General features: G+C 72.7%; 26 protein-coding genes. 11 read left to right on the top strand and 15 right to left on the bottom strand.

What is annotated here, in order from left to right; genetic code table 11:
- The first annotated feature begins 108 nt into the window (after positions 1-108).
- On the top strand, positions 109-1,290 hold the full coding sequence (locus E1285_RS02985; RefSeq protein WP_132147768.1) for an aromatic acid exporter family protein: 1,182 nt from the start codon (positions 109-111) through the stop codon (positions 1,288-1,290).
- Between the two features lie 14 nt (positions 1,291-1,304).
- Here the strand turns inward: E1285_RS02985 and E1285_RS02980 are convergent, their stop codons facing one another.
- Genes E1285_RS02980 through E1285_RS02970 form a run of 3 tightly spaced genes read right to left on the bottom strand, consistent with a single transcriptional unit; the run spans position 1,305 to position 4,128 of the window.
- Positions 1,305-2,279 (bottom strand): acyl-CoA dehydrogenase family protein, encoded by a 975-nt coding sequence (locus E1285_RS02980; RefSeq protein WP_132147766.1) that lies wholly within the window; start codon positions 2,277-2,279, stop codon positions 1,305-1,307.
- Positions 2,279-3,346, bottom strand: a complete 1,068-nt coding sequence (locus E1285_RS02975; RefSeq protein WP_132147764.1) for an acyl-CoA dehydrogenase family protein — start codon at positions 3,344-3,346, stop codon at positions 2,279-2,281. Before E1285_RS02975 ends, E1285_RS02980 begins: the two co-directional genes overlap by 1 nt.
- Entirely contained in the window at positions 3,346-4,128 is a 783-nt protein-coding gene (locus tag E1285_RS02970; RefSeq protein WP_132147762.1) for a crotonase/enoyl-CoA hydratase family protein, read from the bottom strand. Before E1285_RS02970 ends, E1285_RS02975 begins: the two co-directional genes overlap by 1 nt.
- A 187-nt stretch (positions 4,129-4,315) precedes the next feature.
- On the opposite strand from E1285_RS02970, the gene E1285_RS02965 reads away from it, so the two are divergent.
- The 4 genes from E1285_RS02965 to E1285_RS02950 are packed head-to-tail and all read left to right on the top strand — an operon-like array spanning position 4,316 to position 8,330.
- A complete protein-coding gene (locus E1285_RS02965; RefSeq protein WP_132147760.1) occupies positions 4,316-5,458 on the top strand; it encodes an acetyl-CoA C-acyltransferase in 1,143 nt (380 codons plus the stop codon).
- Positions 5,455-6,600 carry an acyl-CoA dehydrogenase family protein gene (locus E1285_RS02960; RefSeq protein ID WP_132147758.1) on the top strand — a complete coding sequence of 382 codons (1,146 nt, stop codon included), beginning with the start codon at positions 5,455-5,457 and terminating at the stop codon, positions 6,598-6,600. Before E1285_RS02965 ends, E1285_RS02960 begins: the two co-directional genes overlap by 4 nt.
- Before the next feature lie 23 nt (positions 6,601-6,623).
- Positions 6,624-7,388, top strand: coding sequence for an SDR family NAD(P)-dependent oxidoreductase (locus tag E1285_RS02955; RefSeq protein ID WP_132147756.1), 765 nt, complete (start codon positions 6,624-6,626; stop codon positions 7,386-7,388).
- 51 nt (positions 7,389-7,439) lie between these two features.
- Complete coding sequence (locus tag E1285_RS02950; protein ID WP_132147753.1) at positions 7,440-8,330, top strand: LysR family transcriptional regulator; 891 nt, start codon at positions 7,440-7,442, stop codon at positions 8,328-8,330.
- On the opposite strand, the gene E1285_RS02945 is transcribed toward E1285_RS02950, so the two are convergent.
- The 6 genes from E1285_RS02945 to E1285_RS02920 form a co-directional block, all read right to left on the bottom strand.
- Positions 8,270-9,148 carry a LysR family transcriptional regulator gene (locus tag E1285_RS02945; RefSeq protein WP_132147751.1) on the bottom strand — a complete coding sequence of 293 codons (879 nt, stop codon included), beginning with the start codon at positions 9,146-9,148 and terminating at the stop codon, positions 8,270-8,272. The genes E1285_RS02950 and E1285_RS02945 overlap by 61 nt on opposite strands.
- 63 nt (positions 9,149-9,211) lie before the next feature.
- Positions 9,212-10,741: a long-chain-fatty-acid--CoA ligase gene (locus E1285_RS02940; protein ID WP_132147749.1), complete on the bottom strand. Its 1,530-nt coding sequence runs from the start codon at positions 10,739-10,741 to the stop codon at positions 9,212-9,214.
- Positions 10,738-11,856 (bottom strand): acyl-CoA dehydrogenase family protein, encoded by a 1,119-nt coding sequence (locus E1285_RS02935; RefSeq protein ID WP_132147747.1) that lies wholly within the window; start codon positions 11,854-11,856, stop codon positions 10,738-10,740. Before E1285_RS02935 ends, E1285_RS02940 begins: the two co-directional genes overlap by 4 nt.
- Complete coding sequence (locus tag E1285_RS02930) at positions 11,853-13,088, bottom strand: acyl-CoA dehydrogenase family protein (protein WP_132147745.1); 1,236 nt, start codon at positions 13,086-13,088, stop codon at positions 11,853-11,855. The genes E1285_RS02935 and E1285_RS02930 overlap by 4 nt, the downstream gene beginning before the upstream one ends.
- 19 nt (positions 13,089-13,107) lie before the next feature.
- A complete protein-coding gene (locus E1285_RS02925) occupies positions 13,108-13,998 on the bottom strand; it encodes an enoyl-CoA hydratase (protein ID WP_132147743.1) in 891 nt (296 codons plus the stop codon).
- Positions 13,998-15,356, bottom strand: a complete 1,359-nt coding sequence (locus E1285_RS02920) for a flavin monoamine oxidase family protein (protein WP_132147741.1) — start codon at positions 15,354-15,356, stop codon at positions 13,998-14,000. Before E1285_RS02920 ends, E1285_RS02925 begins: the two co-directional genes overlap by 1 nt.
- A 172-nt stretch (positions 15,357-15,528) precedes the next feature.
- On the opposite strand from E1285_RS02920, the gene E1285_RS02915 reads away from it, so the two are divergent.
- Together E1285_RS02915 and E1285_RS02910 are read left to right on the top strand one after the other, a co-directional pair.
- Positions 15,529-16,422 carry a mycofactocin-coupled SDR family oxidoreductase gene (locus E1285_RS02915; protein WP_279509464.1) on the top strand — a complete coding sequence of 298 codons (894 nt, stop codon included), beginning with the start codon at positions 15,529-15,531 and terminating at the stop codon, positions 16,420-16,422.
- 26 nt (positions 16,423-16,448) lie between these two features.
- On the top strand, positions 16,449-17,891 hold the full coding sequence (locus E1285_RS02910; protein WP_132147739.1) for an amidase: 1,443 nt from the start codon (positions 16,449-16,451) through the stop codon (positions 17,889-17,891).
- A 43-nt stretch (positions 17,892-17,934) separates the two neighbouring features.
- Here E1285_RS02910 and E1285_RS02905 read toward each other — a convergent pair whose 3' ends face one another.
- Positions 17,935-18,552, bottom strand: coding sequence for a TetR family transcriptional regulator (locus E1285_RS02905; RefSeq protein ID WP_132147737.1), 618 nt, complete (start codon positions 18,550-18,552; stop codon positions 17,935-17,937).
- A 73-nt stretch (positions 18,553-18,625) separates the two neighbouring features.
- Here E1285_RS02905 and E1285_RS02900 point away from each other — a divergent pair, with 73 nt between their 5' ends.
- On the top strand, positions 18,626-20,098 hold the full coding sequence (locus E1285_RS02900) for an aldehyde dehydrogenase family protein (RefSeq protein WP_132147734.1): 1,473 nt from the start codon (positions 18,626-18,628) through the stop codon (positions 20,096-20,098).
- Positions 20,099-20,148: 50 nt separating this feature from the next.
- Here E1285_RS02900 and E1285_RS02895 read toward each other — a convergent pair whose 3' ends face one another.
- The 5 genes from E1285_RS02895 to E1285_RS02875 are packed head-to-tail and all read right to left on the bottom strand — an operon-like array spanning position 20,149 to position 24,167.
- Positions 20,149-20,979, bottom strand: a complete 831-nt coding sequence (locus E1285_RS02895) for a fumarylacetoacetate hydrolase family protein (RefSeq protein ID WP_132147731.1) — start codon at positions 20,977-20,979, stop codon at positions 20,149-20,151.
- On the bottom strand, positions 20,979-21,401 hold the full coding sequence (locus tag E1285_RS02890; RefSeq protein WP_165966429.1) for a VOC family protein: 423 nt from the start codon (positions 21,399-21,401) through the stop codon (positions 20,979-20,981). Before E1285_RS02890 ends, E1285_RS02895 begins: the two co-directional genes overlap by 1 nt.
- A gap of 38 nt (positions 21,402-21,439) precedes the next feature.
- Positions 21,440-22,495 carry a Gfo/Idh/MocA family oxidoreductase gene (locus E1285_RS02885; RefSeq protein ID WP_132147725.1) on the bottom strand — a complete coding sequence of 352 codons (1,056 nt, stop codon included), beginning with the start codon at positions 22,493-22,495 and terminating at the stop codon, positions 21,440-21,442.
- On the bottom strand, positions 22,492-23,376 hold the full coding sequence (locus E1285_RS02880; protein ID WP_207946363.1) for an amidohydrolase family protein: 885 nt from the start codon (positions 23,374-23,376) through the stop codon (positions 22,492-22,494). Before E1285_RS02880 ends, E1285_RS02885 begins: the two co-directional genes overlap by 4 nt.
- On the bottom strand, positions 23,376-24,167 hold the full coding sequence (locus E1285_RS02875) for an SDR family NAD(P)-dependent oxidoreductase (protein ID WP_132147722.1): 792 nt from the start codon (positions 24,165-24,167) through the stop codon (positions 23,376-23,378). The genes E1285_RS02880 and E1285_RS02875 overlap by 1 nt, the downstream gene beginning before the upstream one ends.
- Before the next feature lie 117 nt (positions 24,168-24,284).
- Between E1285_RS02875 and E1285_RS02870 the strand changes: the two genes are divergently transcribed.
- Genes E1285_RS02870 through E1285_RS02860 form a run of 3 tightly spaced genes read left to right on the top strand, consistent with a single transcriptional unit; the run spans position 24,285 to position 26,675 of the window.
- Positions 24,285-24,959 carry a GntR family transcriptional regulator gene (locus E1285_RS02870; protein ID WP_132147719.1) on the top strand — a complete coding sequence of 225 codons (675 nt, stop codon included), beginning with the start codon at positions 24,285-24,287 and terminating at the stop codon, positions 24,957-24,959.
- A complete protein-coding gene (locus E1285_RS02865) occupies positions 24,952-25,923 on the top strand; it encodes a C-terminal binding protein (protein WP_132147716.1) in 972 nt (323 codons plus the stop codon). The genes E1285_RS02870 and E1285_RS02865 overlap by 8 nt, the downstream gene beginning before the upstream one ends.
- Positions 25,920-26,675 carry an SDR family oxidoreductase gene (locus E1285_RS02860; RefSeq protein WP_132147713.1) on the top strand — a complete coding sequence of 252 codons (756 nt, stop codon included), beginning with the start codon at positions 25,920-25,922 and terminating at the stop codon, positions 26,673-26,675. Before E1285_RS02865 ends, E1285_RS02860 begins: the two co-directional genes overlap by 4 nt.
- Positions 26,676-26,715 lie beyond the last annotated feature (40 nt).

Genomic DNA, 26,715 nt, shown 5'->3' with positions numbered 1-26,715 from the left:
GGGGTACCTCTTGGTCGGCCGCCGTGGCGGGACGAACACATGCGGAGGGGTGAAATGGCCGAGGCCACTGCAGGATCGCAACGTACGCAAGCGGCGTCCCTGGGGCGGATGGCCCGCGTCAGGCAGTGGTTCGGCCGGGCGGCTCGGGACGGGCACGAGCGGAACACCCTCGCCCTCATCGCCAAGAGCACTCTCGCGGCCACCGCGTCGTGGGCGGTCGCCCACGACGTCATGGCCGCGCAGTCGCCGGCCTTCGCGCCGTTCTCGGCGATACTGATCATGCAGGTCACCGTTTACCAGTCGGTGACCCAAGCCCTGCGCTACGTCGGCGCGGTCGTCCTGGGGGTGGGGCTCCAGGGCTTTCTGGGCGCTCTCGTCGGCCCGCGCCTGCTCACGTTCGCGCTGGTGGCACTGGCGGCGCTGGCCATCGGACGATGGCGACCACTGGGTTCCCAGGGCTCCCAGGTCGCCACGGCCGCCCTCTTCGCCTTCTCCACCTATGTCGCGGCCACCAGCGTTTCCGAGCGGTGGACCGGGATCGGGGAGATCATCGTGCTCGTGCTCATCGGCTGCGGCATCGGCGTCCTGGTGAACCTGATCTTTCCGCCCATGCGCTACCGCAGCGCTGAGCACGGCATCCATACCCTGGCGGACTCGCTGTACCGGCTGATCGGTGACATCTATCCGGCACTGCGGGAAGGGAAGCTGGAGGAGGAACGCACCCGGCGGTGGTGGCAGCGCGCCTCCCAGCTGAAACCGGTCGCGCAGCAGGCCCAGTCGTCGGTGTACACCGCTTGGGAGAGCATCCTCTACAACCCGCGCCGGCTGCGTCATCGCCACCGGAACCGATCCCCTTTCCAGAACTACCAGGCGCTCGTCGACGCCCTCGAACGCGTCTGCGACCAGGTGGCCTCCATGGCCCGCAGCCTCGACCGGTGGCGCGACGCCGAAGGAAGCCGAGGCCACCTCGACTTCCTCCGCGCCTACGGCGATTTCATGGCCTCCCTCGCCCGTATGGCCGAACTGCTCAGCCGGATCGACGAAGACCGTCTGCAGGACCAGGCTCAGGAACTGTCCGAGGCGACCGCAGAAGCCCAAAGGTGCTATGACCGGCTGCGGGAGGACGCACAGGCCGACTCCGTACCGCTCGGCGACCCCGCCCAGCCGTACGGCATCCTCATGGCCGAAGCGGTCCGGCTGATGGAGGAATTCCAATACACCAGCGACGTCCTCAATTACGGCGTCGACGAAGCCCAATCAGGACCCGGTGGAGTCCACCGCGTCCGGTGAAGTCCGGTCGCGGGTCAGCGGGACGCGTCGGTGATGAGCCGCCAGAGGTCGTCGTCCGCTGCTACGGCCGTTGTCATCAGGCGTTCGTTCCAGTCGTGCGCCGAACCGAACTCCGACCCCCAGGCTGTAAGGGCCAGCGTGAAGGCGTGCAGGGGATGCTCGATGGTCGTGCCGATGGCTCCGTGCACCTGATGGGCATTGCGTACGATCGTCGCCGCCGCGTTGGCCGCGGCGGACTTCGCCACCGCGACGTCGAAGAGCGCGGGACGGCCGCGGACGGCCGCGTCCGCTGCCGCCGTCGCCAGCGCGGCCTCGGCCGCGATGTCGGCGACGAGGTGCTGGACGGCCTGGAAGCGGGCGAGGGGGCGGCCGAACTGCGTGCGCGTCTTCGCGTGGTCGACGCTGAGTCGCAGGGTTCGCTCCATCGCACCGGTCATCTGCAGGGAGCGGGCCAAAGCGCCGCGCAGCATGAAGTCCTCGACCACGTGCGCGCCCACCGGCGTCGCTTGCGCGGAGTCCAGGGAAACGCGGACGTCGTCGCGCGGTTCACCGGCCAGGTTCGTCCCGTGGGCGATGCGCACGGATGAGCTGGGAACGTCCAGCACATGCCAGGCGCCGTCGGCCGGGAGGAGCGCGGTGACACGGTCCGCGGCCCGTGCCCAGGGCACCGCGTGGGCCGTGCCCTCGCCGTCCAGGACGCAGGCGGTGCGGAGGGCGTCGTCCGTGGGGAGATCCGCCTCCTGAAGGAGCCGTCCGGCGAGCAGGTCGTTCTCGGCCAGGGGGAGGGGCACCCCGTGGAACGCGGCGGTCCGCAGCAGTGCGGCGGCCTCGGGCCAGCCGGCTCCGCTGCCCCCGCGTTCGACCGGCGTGGTGAGCCGGTCGAGCCCCACCGAACGCAGCGTGTCCCACAAGGGACGGACGGGGGTCGACGGGCCGTGGCCGGCGAGCACCGACGTCATCATCTCCCGGAGTCCGGGGTCGACCGTCATCAGCGCATTCCCAACCCCCGCGCGATCACGCCGCGCAGGATCTCGTTCGTGCCGCCGCGCAGCGTGAAACCGGCACGGCGCAGCAGGGCCGTGGCGAGCAGCGGAGACGGCGCGCCCAGCCGGTCTGCGAGTTCGACGACCTCGCCCTCCAGGGACGTGCCGAGGACCTTGGTCAGCGCGGCGTCGTGGTCGGCGGGTTCGCCCGCCTGGAGCCGCGCTGCGACACCCCGCGACAGGTGCCGGAGGGCGGCGGTCCGCGCGAGGAGGTGTCCGAGGCCCGGGTGGCTGGGCACGCCGCCTCGCCGGGTGGCCGCGAACACGTCGGCGAGCAGTGGGAAAGTCGACAGATACCGTTCGGGGCCGCTGCGTTCGTATCCCAGTTCGGACGTCACTTGCGGCCAGCCGTCCCCGACGCGGCCCAGCACCCGGTCGTCGGGAACGAAGGTCCCGGTCAGCGCGACCTCGTTGAAGTGGTGCTCGCCGCCCATCGTGACGATCGGCCGTACCGTGATCCCCGGTGCCCGCAGGTCGACGATGAACTGGCCGAGCCCGGCGTGCCGGTCGGACGGGACCCGCGGCGTCGTGCGGGCGAGGACGAGGAACGCGTGGGCGCGGTGCGCCCCGGTCGTCCACACCTTGGTGCCGGTCAGCAGCCACCCGCCGTCCGTCCGCTCGGCGCGGGTGCGGACGCTCGCCAGGTCGGAGCCGGTGTCCGGCTCGCTCATGCCGATGGCGAAGAAGCATTCGCCTCGTGCGATCGCGGGCAGGAACGCGTGCTTCTGCTCCTCGGTGCCGTGCGCCAGCAGGGAGGGGGCGATCTGCCGATCGGCGATCCAGTGGGCGGCGACCGGGGCCCCGGCGGCGAGCAGTTCCTCCGTTACGGTGAAACGTTCCAGAAATGTTCGCTCCGAGCCCCCGTATTGCTTCGGAATGGTCATTCCGACCCAGCCGCGGGAGGCCAGGGCGCGGGTGAATTCCTCGTTCCAGCCGGCATGCCAGGCGTCGACGGCCGGAGTGAAGTCGCGGGATCGCAGGAATGCGCGGACGGACGCGCGCAGGTCGTCCATCAGCGCATCCTCTCCGCGAACGAGGCGACGGCCGCGCGGTGCCCGTCGGTGTGGTGCGCCACGGCCTGCATCGCGGCCGACAGTTCCAGCAGGCTGTCCAAGCCCTGCCGGTCGGACTCGCGGAGCAGCCGTTTCGCCATGCGGGTGGCCTGCGGCGGATGATCGGCGATGCGTCCCGCCAGGGCCCGCGCCTCCGTGAGCAGGTCGGCGGGCGGCGCGATCCGCGACACCAGGCCCCATTCCAGGGCGGTCACCGCGTCGATCCGGTCGCCGGTGAGCACCATCTCGGCGGCCCGCGCCGCGCCGACCGCGCGCGGCAGCAGCCATGCGCCGCCGTCCCCCGGGACGAGGCCGAGCGCGACGAAGCTCGCGGCGAAGACCGCCGTTTCGGAGGCGATCCGCAGGTCGCAGAGCAGTGACAGGTCGCAGCCGGCGCCGATCGCGGGTCCGTTCACCGCCGCGACGAGCGGGACCTCGCAGTTGTAGAGGGCTCGGGTGAGGCGCTGTACGCCGTGCCGGTACCCGTCACGCTGGCGGTGCGGCGGCCCGCCGAAGCAGCCCTCGCCGGCGGCCATGGCGGCGATGTCCCCGCCGCTGGAGAAGGCGGTGCCCGCGCCGGTGAGGACGACCGCGTGTACGCCGTGGTCGGAGTTCACCTCGTCGGTGAGCCGGACGAAGGCGTCCACCATCGCGTCCCCCGAGATCGGGTTGCGTTTCCGGGGGAGGTTCAGCGTCCAGGTCGCGACGGGACCGGAGCGCTCCACCAGGATCGGATCTCCCACAACACCTCCATCGTCGGGTCGTCCCGCCAATTCACCACAAGAGGGCCGTCCCGGGCCAAGACATGTCGCCAATCCATCCGATAGCCGGCTCCTATGCCATAGGAATCGCCTATTCGTTCGTTCACGGAACGGGCTTTGACCGGCGCCGGGCGCCCTCGTTCACTGGTGCGGGAACGAGGAGGAGCCAATGAGGGACGCCGTCATCGTGGATGCGGTGCGCACGCCGATCGGGAAACGCAATGGTGCACTCGCCGGAATCCATCCCGCGGATCTGTCCGCCCATGTACTGACCGCGCTGGCCGAGCGGAACGCGCTCGACCCGGGAACGGTCGACGATGTGATCTGGGGGTGCGTCGGCCAGGTCGGCGACCAGACCGGTGACATCGCGCGGACCGCCGTGCTCGCGGCGGGCTGGCCGGTCTCGGTTCCGGGGACCACGGTCGACCGCCGCTGCGGATCGAGCCAGCAGGCCGTGCACTTCGCCGCCGCCGGGGTGGTGGCCGGCCACTACGACGTGGTGGTCGCCGGTGGCGTCGAGTCCATGAGCCGTGTGCCGATGGGCTCGGCGGCACGGGACGGGCGCCCGCACCCGGACAGCGTCCTGCGCCGTTTCGGCGTCGAGGGGTTCGGCCAGGGCACCGGCGCGGAGTCGATGGCGGAACGCTGGAAGCTGTCCCGGTCGGACCTGGACGAGTACGCCTCCCGTTCACACGCCCGTGCCGCCGAGGCCGTCGACGCCGGAGCGTTCGACGGCCAGCTCGCCCCCATCGGCGGGCTGCGCGCGGACGAGGGCGTCCGCCGCGGCACCACGCCGGAGACGCTGGCGGGCCTGCGGACGGCGTTCCGCCCGGACGGTGTCGTCACCGCCGGCAACGCCTCGCAGATCTCCGACGGCGCGGCCGCCCTGCTGATCACGTCGGGGGAGACCGCCGCGGCGTGCGGGATGAGGCCGCTCGCCCGCGTCCACACCGTCGCGCTCGCCGGCGACGACCCGGTCGTCATGCTCACCGCGCCGATCGCCGCGACCGCGAAGGCGCTGCGCAGGTCCGGACTCGGCATCGACGACCTCGGCGCCTACGAGGTGAACGAGGCGTTCGCGCCGGTCCCGCTGGCGTGGCAGGCCGAGACGGGTGCGCGCGGCGACCGGCTCAACCCGCTGGGCGGCGCCATCGCGACCGGCCATCCCCTGGGCGGGACGGGGGCCGCGCTCATGACGCGCCTCGTGCACCACATGCGGGACCGGGGCGTCCGGTACGGGCTGCAGACCATGTGCGAGGGCGGCGGGATGGCCAACGCGACCGTGCTCGAACTTCTGGAGGGGACCCGATGAGGCGAACGATCTTCACCGCGGAGCACGACGACTTCCGCGCGACCGCCCGCGGCTTTCTCGCCGAGTGCGTCGTTCCGCACTTCCCGGAGTGGGAGGAGGCCGGGCTCGTCCCGAAGGAGGTCTTCCCTCGTATCGGTGAGCTCGGCGTCCTCGGGGTGCAGGTCCCGGAGCGGTTCGGCGGCGGCGGAGACGGCGGCTTCCTGTATCCGGCGATCTGGGCGGAGGAGTCGGCCCGCGCGGGTGTGAACCTGGGCGGGCTCGGCGTCCACCTGAACGTCGTGGTCCCGTACTTCGTGTCGTACTGCACGGAGGAGCAGGGCGAACGGTGGCTGCCGGGGCTCGCCGCCGGCGAGCTGATGGCGTCGATCGCGATGACCGAGCCCGGCACCGGGTCCGACCTCGCCGGAATGTCGACCACGGCCGTGCGGGACGGGGACGACTGGGTGCTGAACGGCGCGAAGACGTTCATCACCGGAGGGATCAACGCCGACCTCGTCATCGTCGTCGCCCGGACGGGACGCGGCGGCGATCGCCGGGACGGCCTGTCGCTGTTCGTCGTCGAGGACGGGACACCCGGATTCACCCGCGGCCGCAACCTGGACAAGCTCGGCCTGCGCACCCAGGACACCGCCGAACTGTTCTTCGCGGACGTGCGCGTCCCCGCAGGGAACCTGCTCGGCGAGGAGGGGAAGGCGTTCGCCTACCTGGCCGGGAACCTGCCGCAGGAGCGGCTCGCGATCGCGGTCGGTGCGCAGGCCGCGGCGGAGGCTGCGGTCGAGGCGACGCTGGAGTACGTCCGGAACCGGCGCGCCTTCGGCACCAGCGTCGCGTCCTTCCAGAACACCAAGTTCGAGCTGGCCGCGTGCGCCACCCGCCTGGAGGCGGGCCGCGCCCTGGTGGACGGGGCGCTCGCCGCGCACGACGCGGGGGAGCTGTCGGCGGCCGACGCCGCCAAGACGAAGATCTTCTGCACCGAGTCGCAGGGGGAGGTCGTGGACCGCTGCCTGCAGTTGCACGGCGGTTACGGCTACATGCGCGAGTACCCGATCGCGCGGCTGTACGCGGACGCGCGCGTCAGCCGCATCTACGGCGGCACCACCGAGGTACTGAAAACGATCATCGCGAAGTCGCTCGGTCTCTGAGCGGCCTGGACGAAGGGCAGCACATGCGTTTGGAAGGCGCCTCCATCGCCGTCTCCGGAGGGGCCCGCGGTCTCGGGCTCGCCACGGCCCGGGAGCTGGCCGCGGCCGGCGGCACGGTGACGATCATCGATCTGCCGGACTCGGGCGGCACGGCCGCGGCCGCGGAGCTGGGCGAGGGGGCCCGGTTCGTCCCCGCCGACGTCACCGACGCCGAGCAGTTCGCGGCGGCGCTCGACGTCGCCGAGGAGCGCGGCGGGCTCCGCGGTCTCGTGCACTGCGCGGGGGCCGGTCGCAAGATCCGGCTGCTCGACCGGGACGGCGAGCCCGGGTCGCTGGAGGACTTCGAATGGACGGTCCGGCTCAATCTGATCGGCTCGTTCAACGCGCTGCGGCTCGGCGCGGCCCGCATCGCGCGCCGGGAGGAGGCGGACGGCGAGCGCGGCGCCATCGTGCTGACCGCGTCGGTGGCCGCCTACGAGGGGCAGATCGGGCAGCTCGGCTACACGGCGGGCAAGGCGGGGGTGGTGGGGATGACGCTCACCGCGGCGCGGGATCTCGCGAGCCGCTCCATCCGGGTCTGCACCATCGCCCCCGGCGTCATGGACACCCGGCTGCTGGCGCGGATGCGCGAGGACGTGCGGGCCGCGCTGCACGCGAGCGTCCCGCAGCCGTCCCGGCTGGGGCACGGCGAGGAGTTCGCGTCGCTGGCGCTGCAGATTCTGGAGAACGGCTACCTCAACGGCGAGACGATCCGGCTGGACGGGGCGCTGCGCATGGCGCCCCGCTGATCACACCGGCCGGTGGCGACCCGGGCGAACCGGCCCGGCTAGCGTTCCGGCATGGACCTGCACCAGATCGACTACTTCCTCGCGGTCGTCGACAACAAGGGAGTGAACGCGGCCGCGGCCGCACTGGGGGTCGCCCAGCCGACGATCTCGCAGGCCCTTGGCAAGCTTGAACGCGAACTCGACGCCGTGCTGTTCCACCGCATCGGCAGGGGGGTCGTGCTCACGTCCGCCGGGCACGCGCTCGTCGGACCGGCTCGCCGCATCCTGCGGGACGTCGTCACCGCGGAAGGCGTGTTCGCGGACGCCACGGGCCGTCCCCGCGGGCGGCTGGACATCGCCGCGACTCCCGTGTTCTCCGCCGACCCGCTGCCCCGGTTCGTCGCGGCATTCCGCCGCGCCTACCCGGGGGTGTCGGTCCGGATCGGGGACCTGCCCGACGAGTCGGCGGTCGCATCGCTGCTGCGCGACGGGCATTGCGAGATCGTCGTCTGCCACCTGCCGCTGCCGGACGCCCCCGGCCTCCTGGGCGCCGACGGGCTGGACGTCCTGGAGTTGGGCGTCCAGGAGTGGTGGCTGGCGTTCCCGCCCGGCTGGCCGGTGCCGCCGGACGACCCGTTGCCGCTGTCCGCGCTGCCCGACCTGCCGATGGTGATCGTGCCGCGCGGAGGGTCGCAGGTGGGGGAGATCGAGCAGGCGATCACGGCGGCCGGGCGGAGCGCACGGGTGGCGGCGGTGGTGCAGAGCCGGGAGGCGCGGCTGCCGTTCGTCCTGGCCGGCGTCGGCGGTACCTTCCTGGAACGCTCCCTGGCGGAGGCGTCCCGGGCGCGCGGGGCGGTGGTGCGCGCGGTGGAGCCCCGGATCAGCCGCCCCTACGGGCTCGTCTACGACGGCGCCGCGCTGTCCCCCGCGGGCAGGGCGTTCGTGGCGCTGGCCGGGGCCTGACGGGCGAGGTCGAGGAAGGCCCGCGCGGCGGGGGAGCGGGGTCCGGCACGATGCAGGAGCCCGATCCGGCGATGCAGCGGAGGGGCCGTGCTGCGGACCACGACGCCGTCGAGGCACTCCTCGGCGAAGGCCCGGGGAAGGAACGCGACGCCCGCGCCGTGCTTGACCAGCTCCCAGACGGCGTGCCGGTGCGCGCACTGCACCGCGACGCGTCCGGCCGGCGGCGTGCCGGACTCCACGACCACCGGCAGGTCCGCGACGACGTGCATCGGCACAGGGTCGGGCAGTTCGGTGGCCAGGTCCGCGGGCAGGACGAGCACGGTCTCCTGCGTCCACAACTCGACGGTGCGGAGGGTCCCGACGTCCACGGGGAGTTCGGTGAGGCCGAGTTCGGCGCTTCCGTTGCGGACCCGCGCCGTGACGTCCGCGGGGCCGTCGCAGTCCAGGACGGTGACCAGCAGGGCCGGGTGCCGCGTGCGCAGTGCGGCGGTCAGCCCCGGGAGCGGATCGACGGCGAGGGCCGCGAGTGCCGCTATCTCCAGGCGTCCCGCGCGGAGGTCGCCGACGTCCCGGACCGCGGCACCGGCGCGGGCCAGATCGGCCAGGACCTGCCGGGCCGGGACGGCGAAGGCCGTGCCGTCAGGGGTCAGGACGAGACCGCGGGGGGTGCGCTCGAACAGGTCGACGCCGAGTTGCCGTTCCAGCGTGCGGATCGCCTGGGAGAGCGACGGCTGCGCGACGTAGAGCGCCTGTGCCGCCCGGGTGATGCCGCCGTGGTCGACGACGGCGACGAAGTACTCGATCAGGCGCAGGTCCACGGTCCTCACCGTAGCGGCCGTGGCCTGCGGCCATAGGTTCCGCCGATCGGTTCGGAGGCGCCCTCACGGGTTCCATTCTTCGCGGAGGGCCGTCTTGAGGACCTTGCCGCTGGGGTTGCGCGGCAGGGCGTCCACGATCCGCAGGTGGCGCGGCCGCTTGTAGGCGGCCAGACGGGTGCGGGCGAAGGCGTCGACGTCGGCCTCGGCGGGCGGGTTCGCCGGATCGGCGGGCACCACCACGGCGAGTGGCGTCTCCCCCCACTTCGGGTGGGGGACGCCGACGACCGCGACCTCGGAGATCCGCGGATGGGCGGCGAGGGCGTTCTCGACCTCGGCGCAGTAGATGTTCTCCCCGCCTGAGATGATCATGTCTTTCTTGCGGTCCACGACGTAGAAGTAGCCGTCCTCGTCCTGGCGGACGAGGTCGCCCGAGTGGAACCAGCCGCCCTGGAACGCCTCGGCCGTCTCGGCGGGCTTGTTCCAGTACTCCTTCATCACCATGGGGCTGCGGTAGACGATCTCGCCGACGTCGCCGCGCGGCACGTCGTTCATCGCGTCGTCCACCACCCGGACCTCCACGTTGAGGATGGGGGTGCCGACCGAGCCGATCTTGCGGAGGGCGTCCTCGCCGCGCAGCAGCGTCGTGACCGGGCTGCATTCCGTCTGGCCGAAAGCGCTGCACACGTCCGCCCCCGGAAACGTGTCGATCATGGTTTGCAGCAGCGTGGTGGACGCCGGCGCCGCGCCCCAGGACAGCCGCCGCAGCCGCGACAGGTCGAACCCGCCCAAGCCGGGGACGGCGCACACCGCCCGCCACTGCGCCGGCACCATGAAGCAGGAGGTGACGCCCTCCTCGGCGAGTGTCCGCACGGTCGCCGCCGGGTCGAACCCCCCGGACGGAGGGATGATCGACTTCCCGCCGGTGATGAGCACGGGTAGCAGCCCCGACAGGCCCGCGATGTGGAACAGCGGCGCGGCCGACATCCACACCCGGTACGGGTCGGCCTCGCCCTGCGTGACGATCGAGCTGAAGGCGTGCAGCAGCAGGTTGCGGTGCGTCAGCACCGCGCCCTTCGGCGCGCCCGTCGTGCCGGACGTGTACATGATGAACGCGGGCGCGGTGTCCGGCACCGCGTGCTCGACGGGACGGGGCGGCGCCGCCGCGAGCACGCTCTCGTAGTCCCCGCCGATCGTGATCACGGAGGTCACCGACGGCGCGGCGCCGCACGCCTCCCGCACCGCGCCGGTGAACGCCTCGCCGGCGATCACGGTCTTCGCGCCGCTGTCGCGCAGCACGTACGCGATCTCGCCGGCCACCAGCCGGAAGTTCACCGGTACCGCGATCGCGCCCGACCGCAGGGTCGCCAGCCATGACTCCACCACCTCGGTGCCGTTCAGCCCGAGCACCGCCACCCGGTCGCCGGGCGACACGCCGCGGGCGGTGAGCGCGGTCGCCAGGCGGTTCACGCGCTCGTCCAGTTCTCGGTAGGTGCGGCGGGACCGGGCGTCGATCAGCGCCTCCGCGTCCGGGCTCGTCCGCGCGTGCCGCGCCACCAGGTCGCTCATCGTCATGCCGTGACCGGGCAGGGTCATCCTCGTTCTCCTCTCGGTGCGTCCAGGACAGCGGCGGCCATCAGCTTCCGGTGGGTCCCGGGGGAGCCGAGGAACGCGCCGCCGGATACGGCACGCCGCAGATGAAGGTGGGCGTCGTGTTCCCATGTGAAGCCGATCCCTCCGTGCACCTGGACGTTCGTCTTCGCCGCCGCGGTGTAGGCGTCGGAGGCGAACGCCTTGCACAGGCTCGCCAGCGCGGGAACCTCGTCCGGCGCGTTGTCCACCGCCCAGGCCGCGTAGGACGCGGCGGCGGAGGCGGACTCGTTGTCCACCAGGACGTCCGCCAGCATGTGCTTGACGGCCTGGAACGAGCCGATCGGCCGGTCGAACTGCTCCCGGACGCGCGCATACCCGGCGGCCATGTCCAGGCACCGGCTCGCGCCGCCCGCCTGCTCGCAGGCGAGCGCGATCGCCGCCGCCCGCAGGGCCCGGTCCAGCACGGCGAGGGCCCCGCCGAGCGGCCCGACCGGTTCGCCCGGCGACCCGCGAAGGACCACGAGGCCGAGCGGGCGTGTGGCGTCAACGGCGTCCTGGGGGACGTGTTCGGTCACGTCCCCCGCACGGACGGCGAAGAGGGTGGGCCCCTCCGGCGCCTGTGCCAGCACGAGGAACAGGTCGGCCGCGGGCGCGTCGGTGACGAAGTGCTTCGCCCCGGCCAGGGACCAGCCGTCGTCCACCCGCCGCGCGGTGGTGGCGAGCGTGGCGAACGACCATTCGCCCGTTCCCTCCACGAGAGCCGCTGTCGCGATGCTCTCGCCGCGCACCATCGCGGGCAGCCATGCCCCGGCGTCACCCGACTCCAGGAGAATCCGGGTGGCCAGCACCGCCGAGGAGAAGAACGGCACGGGCGCGAGGGCCCGCCCGAGTTCCTCCGCGACCACGGCCACGTCGGTGAAGGTGGCGCCCGTCCCGCCGTACTCCTCGGGGACGCCGACGGCCGTCAGTTCCAGTTCGCGCACCATCCTGTCCCAGAGCCGGCGGCCGTCCCCGTGGTCGCCCTCGTAGGCACCGCGCGCCGCGCGTGGGTACTCGCTCAGCAGGCCGCGGACGGCGTCGCGCAGGGCGAGCTGGTCCTCGCCGGGTCCGAACCTCATGCCTTCCCGCCTCCCGGTCGGGGTTCCCGGGGCAACCCGAGAACGCGCTCTCCCAGGGTGGTGCGCTGGATCTGGCTGGAGCCGCCGTAGATCGTCCCGGCGCGGGCGGTGAGGAACGCGTGCTGCCAGGCGGCGGGGCTGTTCGGAGAGCCGAGCGGATCGGCCCCGACGGTCGAGACGCCGGGCGGTCCCGAACGGACCATGGCGTCCGTGCCGAGGACGTCCATCGCCAGTTCGGTCACCCGGGCGTGGTACTCGGCCGAGTAGAGCTTGAGGATGGACGACTCCGGTCCCGGCGCGGCGCCGGAGTCGGCGACGGCGAGGGTCTTCAGGCCGAGGACGCGCAGGATCTCGACCTTCGACCAGCACCAGGCGAACCGCTCCCGGATCTGAGGATCGGCGTCCAGTCCCCGCTCCCGGATCAGCTCGGCGAGCCGCTCCAGTTCGATGCGGTATCCGGCGTAGAGCGCGCCCGACGCCGCGCCGCGCTCGTAGCCCAGCAGGGTCAGCGCCACCTTGGCGCCGCCGCCGCGCGGCCCGACGATATGGGAGGCGTCGGTCCGCGCGCCGGTGAAGAACACCTCGCAGAACTCCGCCTCGCCCGTCATCGTGCGGATGGGACGCACGTCCACGCCCGGCTGGTCGATGGGGACCAGGAGAAGGGAGAGCCCTCGGCTCCTGGAGGCGTCCGGTTCGGTGCGGGCCAGCACGAAGATCCAGTTCGCGGAGTCGCCCGCGGTCTGCCAGACCTTCTGCCCGTTGACGGCCCAGGAGCCGTCCACGAGCGACGCCGAGGTCCGCAGCGCGAACAGGTCGCTGCCCGCGCCGGGTTCGGAGTAGCCCTGGGCCCAGCGGTGCTCACCGGACAGGATCCGGGGGATGAAGTGGCGTTTCTGCTCCTCGGTGCCCCAGCGCAGGATCGTCGGGCCGATCAGCGAGAACCCGAACGGGTCGCTCGCCAGCGGCAGCAGCGGCGCCCCCGCGACGGCGAACTCCTCCTGGAGCGCGTACTGCTCGGTCATCGGCAGGCCGGCGCCGCCGTACTCCTTCGGCCAGGCGATCCCGAGAAAGCCGTGCTCGCGCAGCGTCTCCCGCCAGCGCGGCCGGAACTCGGCGCGCTCGGCCGCGCTGAGAGCGCCGATTCCGCGCCAGCCCGGCGGGAGCCGCTCGGCGAGGAACCGGCGGACGTCCCGCCGGAACGCCTCGGTCCGCGGTGCGCTCGCCAGATCCATCAGGCACCGTCCTTGTCCATCAGGCACCGTCCTTGCGGGCCGGGCGGGGCGGTCCGGCGTCGCGCCAAGCGGGCAGCCCCGCGGCCTCGGTGCCGAGCGGAAGCCCGTCGGGGTTCACCTCGGCCCAGTGCGCGTGGTTGAGGGAGTGGAGGCTGAAGCAGGCGGCGAGCGCGTTGCCGAAGCCCTGCTGGTCGAGGGTCTGGTTCACCGACTCCTTGATCAGCAGCGCGGTGACGGTGGGGACGGCCGCGAGCCGGCGCGCGAACGCCAGCGTGTCGGCCTCCAGGCGGTCGGGCTCGAACACCTTGCTGACCATGCCGGCGCGGTGGGCCTCGTCGGCGTCGATCGAGTCGCCGGTCAGGAGCAGTTCCTTGGTCCTGCGGGCGCCGAGTTCCCAGGGGTGCGCGAAGTACTCCATCCCGCACATGCCGAGCCGCGCCCCGACCACGTCGGCGAACGTGGTGCCGCGCGCCGCGACGATCAGGTCGCAGGCCCACATCAGCATGAGCCCGCCCGAGATCACCGGTCCATGCACCGAGGCGATCGTGATCTTCCGGAGGTCGCGCCAGCGCCTGGTGTTCTGGAAGTAGTAGTGCCACTCCTGGAGCATCCGGCGTTCGGCGGCCGCGCGCGTGCCGCCGTCCTGGTCGTAGGTGGGATGCCGGCCGGGGCCGGGGGCGCGTTCCGCGCGGTCGTCGGCGGACCCGAGATCGTGGCCGGACGAGAACGCCTCGCCCTCTCCGCGGAGCACCACGACCCGGACGGCGTCGTCGGCTTCGGCGCGCCGGAACGCCTCGTCCAGTTCGACCAGCAGCCCCCGGTTCTGCGCGTTGCGCCGGCGCGGACGGTTCAGCGAGATGACGGCGATCCCGCCGTCGTCCTCGGTGGTGTAGGTCAGGAAACGGCTCATCACGTACTCCTCGTTGGCGCCAGGGAGGCGAGGACCTGCGCGGCGGCCCGCTCACCGGACCGGACGGCGCCCTCCATGTAGTTCATCCAGACCGCCGAGGTCTCGGCGCCCGCCCAGTGCACGCGCCCGCAGGGCTCGCGCAGCGCCGCGCCGTACTGCGTCCAGGCGCCGGGAGGAAGGTTCGACCCGTAGCACCCGCGCGTCCACTCCTCGGCGGACCAGTTGACTTCGGTGTACTCGCGGGGTTCGGCGGCCTGCGGCCCGAAGGACGCGGTGAAGCAGTCCAGGACGGCCTGGCGCCGGGCATCCTCGTCGAACTCGCCGAGCCGGCGGGCCTCGTTGCCCTCGACGAACCCGACGAGTATTCCGGGCGTTCCGGACGGCGGCGAGTTGTCGAACGTGACCGAGACCGGCCCGTCGTCGGTGAGCGAGCGTCCGTTCGAACCGTGTTCCCGCCAGAACGGGCGGTCGTAGACGGCGTGCGCCTTGATCGTGGCTCCGGGCGCGACGCGCTGGTGGAGCTGGGCGCGGGGGACGGGCAGCGGCGGGGAGAAGGCGATGCGATCGGTGATCGCGATCGGTACCGCCACGATGACGCACCGCGCCGTCACTCCGCCGCCGATCCCGTTGTGGCCGGTCCGGACGGCGGCGCCGTGCAGGCTCTGGTCGATCGCCAGGACCGGCCGGCCGAGCCGCACCGTCTCGGGGCCGAGTTCCGCGGCGATCCTCTCCGAGACGGTCTGCGCGCCGCCGGCGAACCGCTGCTCCTGGGCGTCCTGGACCAGGGCGGTGAGGGAACCGGCGGAGCGGATGTAGGCCAGCACGTGCAGCAGCGAGAGCTCGTCGGGCTCCACCGTGAAGATCCCGGTGGTCAGCAGCCGGAGAAGCGCCCGCGATGCGGGGTCGGTGACCCGGGACGACAGCCAGCTCTGGAGGGTCTGCGCGTCCCACCCGGCGGCATCGGGGGCGGTCCAGGGCTCCTCGGCGGGCAGCGACGCGGCCAGCCGGTCGAGTTCCTGGAGGGCGGCGTCCGCTTCGGGCATCTCGGTGCGGTCGCGCCCGGCGATGGAGTACCGGGTCTCGCCCTCCGCGTAGGTGGGGAACGTCGCGATGCCGAGGTCCGCGGCGAGTGCGGCGATCCGTTCCTGGCCGGGGCCGATCCACTGGCCACCGAGGTCGAGGAACGCTCCGTGGTCGGGGAAGCCTCCGTCCCCGAGGGGGCGGGTCCAGGTGCGGCCTCCGACGCGGTCGCGCGCCTCGAACACGACCACGCTGCGTCCGGCGGCGCGCAGCTCCCGGGCGGCGGTCAGACCCGCCAGGCCGGCGCCGACGACGGCGACATCGACATCAGGGAACACGGGCCTCTCCCAATTTGGTCATGTGACTTGGACTGTTGACCTATTATTCTCGCCGCGCCTCGCCTGTCAACCGCCCACGGGGGTGCGCCGGGTGCCGGGGTCCGCTGCAAACGCCCACTTCAGGCCCTTGACAGCCCCCATCGCCATCGTGAGACTGGGCACACTTGAACGCATGACCAGGTCTGTTGACCTACTGGTCGGGGGAAGGGAAGGAAGCCTCATGGGACGGCTGGACGGCAAGGTCGCCTTCATCACCGGCGCGGCGCGCGGGCAGGGCCGCGCCCACGCCGCGCGGCTGGCACGGGAGGGCGCCGACATCATCGCCGTGGACGTCGGTGCGTCCGGCGAGATCGGCGACGCGGTCGGCAGCGTGCCCTACTCGCTCGGCACCACCGCCGATCTGGCCGAGACCGCCCGCCTGGTCGAGGCCGCCGGCCGACGCGCCGTGCACGGCGCCGCCGACGTCCGCGACCTCACGGCGCTGGCCGCGGTGGCCGACCGGGGCGTCAAGGAATTCGGCCGGCTCGACATCGTCGTCGCCAACGCCGGGATCTCCAGCCCCGCGCCCACCCTGGACATGAGCGAGCGGGTCTGGCAGGAGATGATCGACGTCAACCTGACCGGGGTCTGGAAGACCCTCAAGGTGACGGTCCCGCACATCATCGGCGGCGGGCGCGGCGGCGCGGTGGTCATCACCAGCTCGTCCGCGACCGACGGGGTGTACGAGGGGCTCGGCCACTACAGCGCCGCCAAGGCCGGGCTCGTGCCGCTGATGCGCGTCCTGGCGAAGGAACTGGCGCCGCACGGCGTCCGCGTCAACACCGTCCACACCGGGACGGTCGTCACCCCGATGATCCTCAACGACGCCACCTACCGCGCCTTCCGCCCCGACCTGGAGAACCCGACCCGCGAGGACTTTGACGAGGCGGTGCGCGCGGCCAGCAAGCTCCCGTTCGGGGCGCTGGAGGCCGACGACATCGCCAACGCCGTCCTCTACCTGGTGTCCGACGACGGCCGGGGCGTGACCGGCGCCAAGCACTTCGTGGACGCCGGCGTCAACCTCTGACAGGACCGCTGCACAAGGAGAACACCATGACCGACCCCTATATGGACGCGACCGGCGCGGCGGAACTGGTCCGCACCGGCCAGGCGACGCCCACCGAGCTGGTCGAGCAGGCGATCGAGCGGATCGAGGCGGTGAACCCCGAGCTCAACGCCGTGATCGTCCCGCTGTACGAGAAGGCGAGGGCGGAGGCCGCGCGAGTGCCCGAGGACGCCCCGTTCGCGGGGGTGCCCTACGTGCTCAAGGACCTCACCGTGCACTCCGAGGGCGACCCGTACGCGGCGGGCTGCGCCGGGGTGAAGGCGGCCGGATACCGGTCCGACCACGACTCCCACTTCGTGACGGCGATGCGCGACGCCGGTTTCGTGCTGATCGGCAAGGCCAGCACGTCCGAAATGGGCATGTACGAGTCGACCGAGCCGCTCGCCTGGGGACCGACCCGCAACCCGTGGAACACCGGGCGCTCGGCGGGCGGGTCGAGCGGCGGATCGGCCGCGGCGGTCGCGGCGGGGATGGTGCCCGTCGCGCACGGCAACGACGGAGGCGGCTCGGTGCGCAGCCCCTCCAGCCAGTGCGGCGTGGTCGGGCTGAAGCCGACCCGCGGCCGGATCTCGTCCGGCCCGATGGTGGTCGAGTCCGACACCGTCTGCGGCATGGCCACCGAGGGCGTGATCAGCCGCTCGGTCCGCGACGCGGCGGGGATGCTCGACGCCGTCAGCGGGCACCGGCCGGGCGACGGCTACTACGCGCCGCCGCCGTCCCGCCCCTTCACCGCCGAGGTGGGCGCCGACCCCGGACGGCTGCGCATCGGCATCCTCGACATCGACCCCACCGGCCAGATCGCGATCGACCCCGAATCGGTCGCCGCCACCCGCGCCGTCGCGGACGCGCTCGCGGGGCTCGGCCACGACGTGTCGGACGGCTACCCCGACACTCTGCGCCAGGGGATGTGGCCCCTGGAGTGGTTCGGCTGCGTCGGCGTCGTGATCGCCCGCGAGTTCGACTGGCTCGGCGAGCAGATCGGCCGGCCGATCACCGAGGCCGATGTCGAGCCCGCCACCTGGGCCTACATCGAGCAGGGCCGCAAGGTCGACGCCATCACCTACGCCGCGGGGGTCGACGCGCTGCGCGTCCAGGCCCGCGAGATCGAGCGCTGGTGGGAGGAGGACGGCTGGGACCTGCTGCTGGCGCCGACGATCCCGGCCGCCACCCCGAAGATCGGGGAACTCGGCGCCACCGCGGACGACCCGTCGGCCTCGGTCGCGATGGCGATCATGCAGAACACGGTCCTGTTCAACGTGTCCGGCCAGCCGGCGATCTCGCTGCCGGTGTACGAGCGGTCCGACGGGATGCCGCAGGGCGTGCAGCTCGCCGCCGCCTACGGCCGCGAGGACGTCCTGCTGCGGGTCGGTGCCCAACTCGAGGCGGCGATGCCGTGGGCGGACCGCCGCCCGCCGCACGGGGTGCGGTGACCCGGCAGTGAGCGCGCCCGGAGCCGCGCGCCGGCCGAGCCGGTCATCGCGCGGCCCCGGGCGTGGTCTCCGGAAGGGCCAGCAGCACCATCGCGTCGGCCAGCAGGTCGATCTGGCGCTGGCAGGCGGCCCGGTCATGGGACGCCGCGTACTCCAGCGTCATCCCGTCGAAGCGATGCAGGACGAACCGGACGATCTCCTCCACCGAGATCGCCGGTTCCCTGCCCTCGGCCTTGACCGCCAGCCGCAGGTTGTCGGTGAGCAGCACCCGTCCGAACGGGTCCCACACCGCATACACCTCGGCCGGGTCACCGCCACGCCGGATGCGGACCATCCCGGCCTCGGTCAGCGCCATCTGGAGCCCGATGTCCTGCTGGTACCAGTCCCACATCGCGGCGATGCTCGCCCGGATCGTTGCCTCGATACCGCGGCTCGGATCGACCTGGGCGAACGCGTCCTGCAACAGCGCCGCGCCGCGCTCCATCACCAGATGGATGAGCTCTTCCTTGTTGCGGAAGCAGTAGTGGATCGCCCCGAGCGGCGCGTCGGCGCGCTCGGCGACCTTCCGCGTGGTCGTGCCCGCGAGGCCGTCCGCCGCCATGATCTCGACGGCCGCGTCCACGATCTGCCGACGGCGCTCGTCCGCCGCGAGGTAAGCCACCGCACCCCCAGGTCCCGACACGTTCTGGTCAGTTGAACAACTTCAGTGTAGATGCCCGCAGAGAGGTGCCACCGTGGAGACTTTCACCAGCCACTACATCGACGGCCGATGGCAGGCCGCGGGAACCGGGCGGATCGCCGTCGGCGACCCGGCCACCGGTGAGGTGACCGGCGAGGTTCCCGCCGGGACGGCCGCCGACGCCGCCGCGGCCGTCGCGGCGGCGGCCCGCGCCTTCCCCGCCTGGTCGGCGACGCCCGCCGCCGATCGCGGGGCGCTGCTGGAACGCCTGACCGGGCTGCTCGCCGCCCGCAAGGACCGCCTCGCGGCGGCGATCGTCGCCGAGGTCGGCTCACCGGCGTCGTTCGCGGCCGCCGTCCAGGTCGGGCTCCCGCTCGCGACCCTCGCCTCCCAGCCGAAGCTGCTCGGCGAGGTCGGCTGGCGGCGCGAGGTGGGACATTCGGCCGTGGTCAGGGAGCCGGCGGGCGTGGTGGTGGCGATCACGCCCTGGAACTACCCGCTCCACCAGATCGCCGCGAAGGTCGCGCCCGCCCTCGCCGTCGGATGCACGGTCGTGCTGAAGCCCAGCGAGGTGGCCCCGCTCAACGCCTTCCTGCTGGCCGAGGCGGTGCACGAGGCCGGATTCCCGCCGGGAGTCTTCAACCTGGTGTGCGGCACGGGTGCCGATGCCGGCGAACATCTGGTCTCGCACCGCGACGTGGACGTCGTCAGCTTCACCGGGTCGACGGCGGCCGGGCGGCGGATCGGCGCGTTGGCCGCCGCGACCGTCAAGCAGGTGCATCTGGAACTGGGCGGCAAGTCGCCCAACGTGATCCTGGACGACGCCGACCTGGAGGCCGCCGTGGCCGACGGCCTGGTCAAGGCGTTCGTCAACTCGGGGCAGACCTGCACCGCGCTGTCCAGGATGATCGTGCCGCGTGCCCGGCTGGCGGAGGCGGAGCAGATCGCCGCGTCGGCCGTCGCCAACCACCCACTGGTCGACCCCGCCACGGAGACCTCCGGTGTCCGGCCGTCGGTGCTCGCGGACAAGCTCGGCCATGTGGGGTTCACGTTCGCGCTGGGGCCGGTGGTCTCGGCCGCGCAGCGTGACCGTGTCACCGGCTACATCCGGTCCGGCGTCGAGGAGGGGGCGCGGCTGGTGGCGGGAGGCCCCGAGCGGCCGGACGGTTTCGATCGGGGCCACTACGTCCGCCCGACCGTCTTCTCCGGCACGTCCCCCGGGATGGCGATCGTCCAGGAGGAGATCTTCGGGCCGGTGCTGTGCCTTCAGGCGTACGACGGCGAGGACGAGGCCGTCGCGCTCGCCAACGGCACCCGGTACGGCCTGTGCGCGGCCGTCTGGTCGGCGGACGCGGACCGGGCCGCCGCCGTCGCCGGGCGGCTCCGCGCCGGCCAGGTCGACATCAACGGCGCCCGCTTCAACCCGTTCGCGCCCTTCGGCGGCTACAAGCAGTCCGGGCACGGCCGGGAGCTGGGACTCTGGGGTCTGGAGGCGTTCCTCCAGACCAAGAGCCTCCAGCTCCCGTAAGGCCAGGCGCTCAGATCAGGCCGGTCAGATCAGCCGGTCACATCAACCGGTCAGATCAGGCGGTGCCGCATCTCGCCGACGCCCGCGACGCCGGTGACGAGCTCGTCACCCGGCGCCAGGTAGCGCGGCGGGGTGCGGCCCAGGCCGACGCCCTCCGGAGTGCCGGTGAAGATCAGGTCACCGGGCAGCAGCGGAAGCGTCGCCGACAGTTCCGCGATCAGCGCCGCCACGGGGAACACCAGATCGCCGGTACGCCCGCTCTGGACCCGCTCCCCGTTGACATAACAGCTCACCTCGATGTCGTCGGCGTCGTCGAACTCGTCGGGCGTCACCAGGCACGGGCCGATCGGGCCGAAGCCCGGATGCGACTTGCCCAGGCTGAACTGCGGCGCCGGCCCGGCGAGCTGGCCGATGCGCTCGGACAGGTCCTGGCCGGCGGTGAGCCCGGCGACGTGGTTCCACGCGTCCTCCGCCTTCACCTCGCGGGCCGTCGCGCCGATCACCACCACGAGTTCCACCTCCCAGTCGGTGTCGCCGCCGGGCGGAAGCGGGATCGAGCCGCGCGGGCCGGTGACGCAGCTCGGGAACTTCGTGAACACCGTCGGCCGGTCGGGTGTCTCGAAACCCGACTCGGCCGCGTGCGCGTGGTAGTTCATCCCGATGGCGAACACCTGGCGCGGCGCCGGAACCGGCGGGCCGAGCCGCGCCGGATCGTACGGTGCGCCACCGGACGCGGTCGCGGCCCAGGAGACGAACTCGGCCCAGCGGGGATAGACGGCCTGCGGGTCGGCGCCGAACAGGCCACCGGAGGCGTCCGCCACGTCGAGGGCCCCCGAGCCGGTGAGCAGGACGAGCCGGCCGTCGAGGTTCGCGATGCGCATCAGCGGAGCTCCATGAGTTCGAGGGTCAGCCCCTGCGGGTCGCGGAAGTAGGCGACCCGGCGTCCCGCGTTCGGGCCGGACGTGATCTCCACCGGGGCGTCGCTGCGCGGGGTCGCCCCCAGCCCGGTGAGCCGGGCGTACTCGGCGTCGAGGTCGTCGGTGTTCAGGCAGAGGTGCGCGGTACCGGGGTTCTTGGTCTCGACGTCCACCGGGACGCCGGTCGGGTTGAGGTACTGGATCAGTTCGAGGAGCCCGTCCGATCCGGGAATCCGGAAGATCGCGATGTCCAGCCGCGCGTCCGGATAGCCCACCTGGAGCGAGGTGTAGGGGGCGTCGTAGACCCGCCGCACGAGCGGCTCCGACTCGAACACCGCCCGGTAGAACGCTGTCGCCTCGGCGATGTCGGCCACCGTGAATCCCACGTGTGAAAAGCCTGTGAGCATCGTGTTGCCGTCCTGTCTCAGAGTCGGGTCGGATCGACGATCGTGCTCTCCCGGGCCGACCGGTACATGGCCGCGACGAACTGCACGGCGCCCAGCCCGATCTCGGCGGGGGAGCCGTTGCGGCCCCGGCCCAGGGCGAGGTCCACGAGGTTGTGGACGGGCGCGTGCTCGGGATTGCGCTCAACGGCGGGCAGCCGTGGCAGCTCGGTGAGGCCCTCGCCGTGGTGGACTGCCGCCGTGCCCGCGTTGACGTCCAGCAGGACGTGCCCGTCACGGCCGAAGATCTCCAGGCGCGCGATCTCCTCGTGGACGGGCAGCACGGCGCCGGTGGAGCTCATCGTCCCGATCGCGCCGCCGTCGAAGCGGATCGCGATGGAGTCGGCCAGGTCCACGTCCAGCTCGAAGTCGGCGCGGAAGGCGGCGATGCCGCGCGGGCGCAGCCCCGTGAGCCACAGCAGCAGCGCAGCCGCGTGGGTGACCTGTGTCTGGCCCTGCCCGCCGCCCGCCAGCGCCGGGTCGCTGTAGGTGCGGGAGTCCGGCGCATTGACGGTGTAGCCGAAGACCTGCCGGTAGGGCTCGGGGTCGCCCCGGTACAGTTCGCGGACCGTGGACGCGTACAGCACCGACACATGCTCGACGGGCCCGATGGTCCCGTTCGCGATCGTGTCGCGCAGCGCCAGCACATGCGGGTTGTAGTGCCACGGGTAGTCGATGAGCAGTTCGGCGCCGCGGTCGCGGGCGAGCGCGACCAGCTCGCGGGCGTGCGCGGGCTCGATGGTCATCGGCTTCTCCAGCAGCACGTGCGCGCCGTGCTCCAGGGCGAGCCGGGCCACCGGGTGGTGGGCGGCGTGCGGGACGGCGATCACGACGCCGTCGGGCTCCACCTCGTCCAGCATGCGGGCCGTGTCGGTGAAGGCCGCGGGCACGCCGAACGCCTTGGCCGCCGCCGCGAGCCGCTCCGGGTCGGTGTCGGCCACCGCGGCGATCTGCGCGTCGGACCGTTCGGCCAGCGCGGGAAGATGGGCGTAGGTGGACCACCAGCCGCAGCCGATCACGGCGATGCGCGCCGTCATGACGCCTCCCCGAGCCGGAAGATCCGTTCGGCGTTGCCGTGGAAAAGCGCGTGCCGCTCGTCCTCGGTGAACTCCGCGATGATCTCCGCGTAGGCGTTCACGATGTCGCCGTAGGAGCTGTAGAGGCGATCGACGGGCCAGTTCGACCCGAAGAACGCACGGCCGGTCCCGAACGCCTCGACGCATTCGAGCACCCAGGGACGCAGGGAGGAGACCGTCCACCGGTGGTCGGCCTGCCCGAGGCCGGAGATCTTCACCACCACGTTCGGGGCCTTGGCCAGGTCGCGCATCGCGGCGCGCCACTCCTCGAAGTAGGCGCGGTCTCGGCGCTGCGGGTATCCGGCATGGTCCACGCACAGGGTCGTTCCGGGGTGCCGTTCCGCCAGCTCCCGGGCCTTCCCCATCTCCTCGACCGCCGGATCGTCGCAGCACACGAGGCCGTACCGCTCCAGGTGCGCGTAGCCCCGGTGCCAGGCCGGATCGGTCAGATAGCCGTCATGGCGCAGGTCGCGGATACCGCGCAGATTGGCGAACTCGGCGTGCCGGGCGAGGGTCTCGGCCGCGTCGGGACGGGTGAGGTCGGCGTGGGCCACGATCCCGTGCGGCGCACCGAGCCGGTCGGCGAACCCCTGGAGCCAGCGGGTCTCCTCCACCGGGTCGTCGCTGCCGATCGCGGCCTGGACGTGCACGACCTTCGCGACGTTGTGGAACCGGGTCTCCGCGAGGAAGTCGTCGGCCCAGTAGCGCTGAGCGCGGATCGCGGCGTCCGGGCCGGTGACCTCGTCCACGGGCGCGTCCGGTTCGAGCCACGCGTATCGCAGGGTCGGATGGTTCAGGTCGTGGAAGTGGACGTGCGTGTCCACCAGCGGGATGCCGGCCATCACCGCACCCCCGGCACGGTGCCGAGATGCGCTCCGCCGTCCACGTCCAGGGTCACGCCGGTCACGAAGCCCGCCTGGTCGGACAGGAGGAACAGCACGGCGTCGGCGACGTCGTCCTCGGTGGCGTTGCGGCCGAGCGGGTTGGTGCTCGCGGCCGCGGCCACGATCGCCTCGGGTGACTCGCCTGCCTGGCGGACCTTCCAGTCCAGTACCTCCTGGCCCATCCCCGTGGTGGGGACCCCGACCGGGCAGACGCAGTTGGCGGTCACCCCGTCGGGCGCCAGTTCGGCCGCGACCGATTCGGTCAGGCCGACCAGGCCGAACTTCGAGGCCACGTAGGGCACTTGGCGGGGGAAGCCGCGCCGCCCGCAATCGGAGCCGATCGTCACGATCCGTCCACGGCCACTGGACCGCAGTGGCGGGGCGGCGGCCTGGACGGCCATGAACGCGCCCTTGAGGTTGACGCCGAGTGTCCGGTCCCAGTCCTGCTCGCTGGTGTCCTCCAGCGAACCGATGTGGAAGACGCCGGCCGAGACGACGAGGGTGTCCAGTCCGCCGAACGCGTCCTCGGTCTCACGGACGGCCTGCGCCATGTCGCCCGCCGAGCGGACGTCGGCGGCCAGCCCCAGCGCCCGGTCGCCGAGTTCCCCGGCGACCTTCCGGACCCTGTCGGCGTCGACGTCCACGACCGTCACCGATGCCCCGGCGGCGTGCAGCCGGTGCGCGATCAGGCGTCCGAGACCCGAGCCGCCACCGGTGATGAGCGCCTTGCGCTGCCCCGCGATCCGCATCCTGCCCCCTTCCTCACATGTTCTTGCTAGATGCTATAGCGTTTTCCTCAGGTTTCGCTATATGCTATTTGCTAGATGCTATAGCGTTCCCCTCGCCGAGACTACGGAAGCACAGCGATGACACTGAACCCACTTCCCGCCGGGAACCTCGCCGACCAGGTGGCCGGCAGTATCCGGGACGCGATCCACGAGGGTCGCTACGCACCCGGGACGCGCCTGGTCGAACGCACGCTGGCCACCGAGCTGGGTGTCAGCCACATCCCGGTCCGCGAGGCGCTGTCGAAGCTCGCCGACGAGGGCCTCATAGAGCGGACACCCCGCCGCGGCTCCCGCGTCGCCACGCTCACCCTCCGGGAACTGGACGAGTTGTGCACGCTGCGCGTCGTGCTGGAGCAGTTCGTCATCAAGCGCGTCCAGGAACGGCTGACCGAGGGCGACGAACGGGAACTGCGCGCGATGGTCGCGGACATGCGGCGGGAAGCGGCCGACGGCAACTTCCGGCAGGTCTTCGACATCGACCAGCACTTCCACGAAAGGCTCTGGGAGCTGGCCGACCACGGACTGGTGAGCGAACTGGTCACCCAGCTGCGCAGCCGCATCGGAGCGTTCCTGCGCGCGGCCACCGCGGCCCTGCGGCCGGGGGAGCTGGAGCAGCACGCCGCCACGCACGACGTGCTGCTCGACGCGATCGTCGACGCCGACCCGGCGGTCGCGCAGGCCGAGATGGCCCGCCACATCGAGACCGCCGCCGAACGGATCCGCACCTCGCTGCCGGAGGCCGGGAATGAGTGACCTCGTCGTCATCACGGACGCGGACCTGCCCGGCACCGAGCGCATCATGGAGATCCTGCGTGCCGGCGGCCTCCGGACCAGGCTCGCGCAGTGCCGTACCGAGGACGACGTCGCCGAGGCCGCCGCGGACGCCACCGCCCTGGTGGTGCAGTGGGCCCCGGTCACCGCGGCGGTCCTGGACCGGCTGGAACGCTGCACGTTCATCGGGCGGCTCGGGATCGGCTACGACATGATCGACGTCGAGGCCGCCAGCGCACGCGGGATCGCGGTCGCCAACACCCCCGACTACTGCGTCGAGGAGGTCGCGGCGCACACGATCGCGCTCGTCATGGCGGCCGGGCGGCGGCTGTTCCCGCTGGACCGCGCGGTCCGGGAGCACCGCTGGTCCGTGGCCGAGGACGCGCCCGCCGCGTTCCGGCCGTCCCGGACCACCCTCGGCGTCGTCGGGTTCGGCCGGATCGGCTCGCGCACCGCCGCGCACGCCGCGGCGCTGGGCTTCCGCGTCGTCGTCCACGACCCGCATGTACCCGGCGACGCCGTGCACGCCGCCGGGCACCGGCCCGCCACCCTGGACCAGACCCTGGCCGCCGCCGACATCGTGAGCCTGCACGTCCCGCTGACCGGCGGCACGCGCCACCTGCTGGACGCCCGGTCGCTCGCCCGCCTCCCGCGCGGCGCACTGGTCGTCAACACCTGCCGCGGCGGCCTCGTCGACGAGGCCGCGCTCGCCGCCGCGATCCGCGACCGGCATCTGTCCGGTGCCGCGCTGGACGTGTTCGAGACCGAGCCGCTGCCCGGCGACAGCCCGCTGCGCGGCCTGCCCGGCGTCATCCTCACCCCCCATGCCGCCTGGTACTCGCCCCAGGCCCGAGCCGACCTGGCCGAGACGACGGCCCGGCAGGTCGTGGACTTCCTGAACCGGCGGCCCGTCCCATCGATCGTCAACCCGGAGTACACACGATGAACCGGCCGGAGAACCGCACCGCCCTGGTGACCGGCGGCAGCGCCGGCATCGGCGCCGAGACCTGCCGGCTGCTCGCCGAACGCGGTCACGACGTCTGGCTGACCTACGCCTCCGACGCCGGCGGGGCCGAGCGCACCGCCGACGCCTGCCGCGAGCGGGGAGTGCGGGCGGTCGTGTCGCCTCTGGACCAGCGCGACACCCATGCCATCGAGCGGCTGACCGACCGGATCGCCGCCGAGTGGGGGCATCTGGACGTCCTCGTCAACAACGCCGGCACCTGCCCGTACACGGACTGGGACGCCATCACAGGGGACGAGTGGGACACCGTCATGGAGACCAACGCCCGCGGCGCCTTCTTCCTGATGCGGCACGCCGTCCCGTTGCTGGGGGCGGCGGGGGGCGGCGCCTCGATCGTCAACGTGGCCTCGCTCGCCGGGCAGATCGGCGGTCTCAGCACCAGCGCGCACTACGCCGCGAGCAAGGCCGCAGTACTCGCCCTCACCCGGTCGTTCGCGCGGCGGCTCGCGCCCGAGGGGATCCGGGTGAACGCCGTGGCGCCCGGCCCGATCGGAACCGGCCTGATCGCACCGCTGGACGCATCGGCGCGGGACGCGCTCGCCGCGTCGGTGCCGCTCGGTCGGCTCGGCAGGGCGCACGACGTCGCGCACACGATCGTGCTCCTGGCCTCCGCCGACGCCGCGTTCACCACGGGCGCCACCTACGACGTCAACGGCGGCCTGCGCATGGACTGAGCGCAGGACCATCCGTTTTCCGCACGCGATCTGGGGAGAG

The sequence above is a fragment of the Actinomadura sp. 7K507 genome, assembly GCF_004348425.1.
Lineage (GTDB): Bacteria > Actinomycetota > Actinomycetes > Streptosporangiales > Streptosporangiaceae > Spirillospora.
The sequence above is the reverse complement of the archived record's forward strand: the minus strand, read 5'-3'. Positions and strand labels throughout refer to the sequence as shown.